General features: G+C 42.5%; 2 protein-coding genes. Both read right to left on the bottom strand.

All coding sequences use genetic code 11. The features are described 5' to 3' along the window. Positions 1 to 643, bottom strand: a 643-nt coding sequence (locus GMD1S_RS10085) for a YSIRK-type signal peptide-containing protein (protein ID WP_000149611.1), incomplete at its 3' end; no start/stop codon positions are given. 292 nt (positions 644 to 935) lie between these two features. After that, positions 936 to 2792, bottom strand: a 1857-nt coding sequence (locus GMD1S_RS10080) for an isoleucine--tRNA ligase (RefSeq protein WP_000430523.1), incomplete at its 5' end; no start/stop codon positions are given.

Genomic DNA, 2792 nt, shown 5'->3' with positions numbered 1-2792 from the left:
GATTTTCCTTCAGAGCAGAATGAGCTAAATGACTATCATTTTGTTCTTCATTCTTTAGATAACCGATATAGTCGTAACCGTCAATTTTCAATGGCGCTGGAAGTGCATCTCCAAGACCCAAGTTAAGACTTTGATTATATGCCACAAGTTCGATATTCGTCACTGCTAAGACTGTTGGAGATAGCAGTATGGATCCCATTCCAGTTACCAACAAGATCGAAGATAAATACCTCTTCCCATTTCTGCCTCTAACAACTACAAGCACTAGTAATGCAAGACCCATCGCTGTAAAAGTTGATTCCCAAAGGCCGGAGTGACCTGTCTTAGGTAATACTCCAGACGAATCCCCTTGAGTAGTCGGACGATAAACTAAGTAATAGGTCTCTGAAGCATTCTCAACATGCTTTGGAATCTCCCTGATCAAGGCACTCTTCTCTGCCTCCGTCAATTCAGACTCCACTACGTAGTGGTATTTGACCTGAGCAGACTGCTGACTTTGAATTTCTGCTGCCTTTACAGAAGTCAAGTCCCCAGTTATTTGCCCACTCAAAAAGAAGCTTCCAATAGTCGCCGAAACGAGCCCAACGGACAACTTCCGGAAAGAAAAGCGCTGTCGTTTTTCTCCATAAAACTGATGTGTCATTCTAAAGATTTCCTTTTCAATATATTATTCAATCCTTTCTATTCTACCTGATTTCACTTGATTATTCAAATTATTTGTCGCGATTTTTAGAAGTAACACATGCTTTTTAAAAGTACCAAAAAACGACTCCTCTTTTTAAAAAATCTCAAAAATCAATTTAAAACGAACTCCAAAATTATTAGATTTCCCCCCTTTGTCCTAAACTTTTTCCAACAAAAAAGAGAGAAATAACTTTCTCTCTTTTACATTTTTATCTCATCTTAAACTATGAGACAACTTGATTCTATTATGATTATTTCGCTTCAAATCCTTCTGCAACTGCATCCGCAAAGTTTTCTTCTACGATGCTTGCACAGTGGTCACAGATGACTGCATGGTAGCTACGTTCTGCAGTAGTTGGATCGATACGACGGCAGCGGTCACATACTTCACCTGCAGCGCGTTTAACTGTAAAGGCTACATCTTCGAAGCTAACGGCAGCTTCTGGCGCTGTACCTTCAGCGATGGTCAATTCTGACACGATCAAAAGTTGAGCCACATTGCTATCTACTGCTCCAAGAAGAGTTTTCACAACTTCGTTTGGATAAACTGTCAAGTGTGCTTCGAGTGATTTCCCGATTACTTTTGCATTACGTGCTTCTTCCAAGGCTTTTTGAGCTTGTCCGCGGAAGTCCATGAAGGCTGCCCATGTATCCAGGATTTCTTCTTGGTTGGCAAAAGTTTCCGCTTCTGGCAATTCAGACAATTGCACAAATTCTTCAGCTTCAAACTCAAGATATGACCAGATTTCCTCTGCTGTGTGAGGAAGGATTGGTGTCAAGAGTTTAGTGATTTTGACAAGAATGTCATAGAAGACAGTTTGCATTTGACGGCGTTCGAGTGATTTGGCACCCTCGATGTAAACAACGTCTTTGGCAAAGTCAAGGTAGAAGGCTGACAAATCAACGTTGATGAAGTTCACCAAGGCCTTGTAGATTGTCAAGAATTCAAAGTTAGCATAAGCATCACGAATCGTTTTCACAAGCTGGTTAAAGCGAATGGTCATGTACTTGTCAACAGAACGAAGCTCATCGTAAGCTACTGCGTCTTGAGCTGGGTTAAAGTCAGATGTATTGGCAATCAAGAAACGAAGAGTGTTACGGATCTTACGGTAAGTTTCAGAGACTTGGCTCAAGATATCCATAGAGATACGCACGTCGTTGCTTGAGTCCACACTTGTTACCCAGAGACGCAAGATTTCCGCACCAAATTGTTTTTCAACATCGCTTGGAGCAATGGTATTCCCAAGAGATTTAGACATCTTCTCACCTTTACCATCAAGGGCAAATCCTTGTGACAAGATTTGTTTGTAGGGAGCAACGCCATGGTTAGCAACAGATGTGATAAGTGATGAGTTGAACCAACCACGGTACTGGTCAGAACCTTCAAGGTAAAGATCTGCTGGATATTTGAGTTCTGGACGGTTGACCACTACTCCATTCCATGATGAACCTGAGTCAAACCATACGTCCATGATATCTGTTTCTTTCTTGAACTCGCCATTTGGTGAACCTGGATGAGTAAATCCTTCTGGCAAGAGGTCCTTAGCATCACGTTCCCACCAGATGATAGAACCGTGTTCCTCAAAGAGTTGAGCTACATGTTCAATCGTTTCAGCTGTCATGATAGCTGTACCATCTTCTGCGTAGAAGATTGGAAGCGGAACACCCCAAGCACGTTGACGAGAGATAACCCAGTCGCCACGGTCACGAATCATATTGTAAAGACGAACTTTCCCCCATTCTGAGTGGAACTTCACTTTTTCAATTTCATCCAAGATTTCTTGGCGGAATTTAGACACAGAAGCAAACCACTGTGGAACAGCACGCCAGATGATCGGTTTTTTCGTACGCCAGTCAAATGGGTATGAGTGAGAAATTTCTTCTTGAGCAAGGAGCAAATCACCCAGTTTTTCGATAACAGTCGGCACAACCTTGTCATAGAACTGACCCGCAAATTCAGGACCAGCATTTTCCATCATAATACCGCGTTCGTTAACTGTTACAGCAACTTCAAGGCCGTTGGCAACACCGACATTGTAGTCGTCCTCACCAAAACCAGGGGCTGTATGGACAATACCAGTACCAGAGTCAGTCGTAACGTGGTCACC

It is taken from the genome of Streptococcus sp. GMD1S (assembly GCF_000296875.1).
In the GTDB taxonomy this organism is placed as follows: domain Bacteria; phylum Bacillota; class Bacilli; order Lactobacillales; family Streptococcaceae; genus Streptococcus.
Note: the sequence above shows the minus strand (reverse complement) of the source record. Positions and strands in the feature narration are given on the sequence as shown.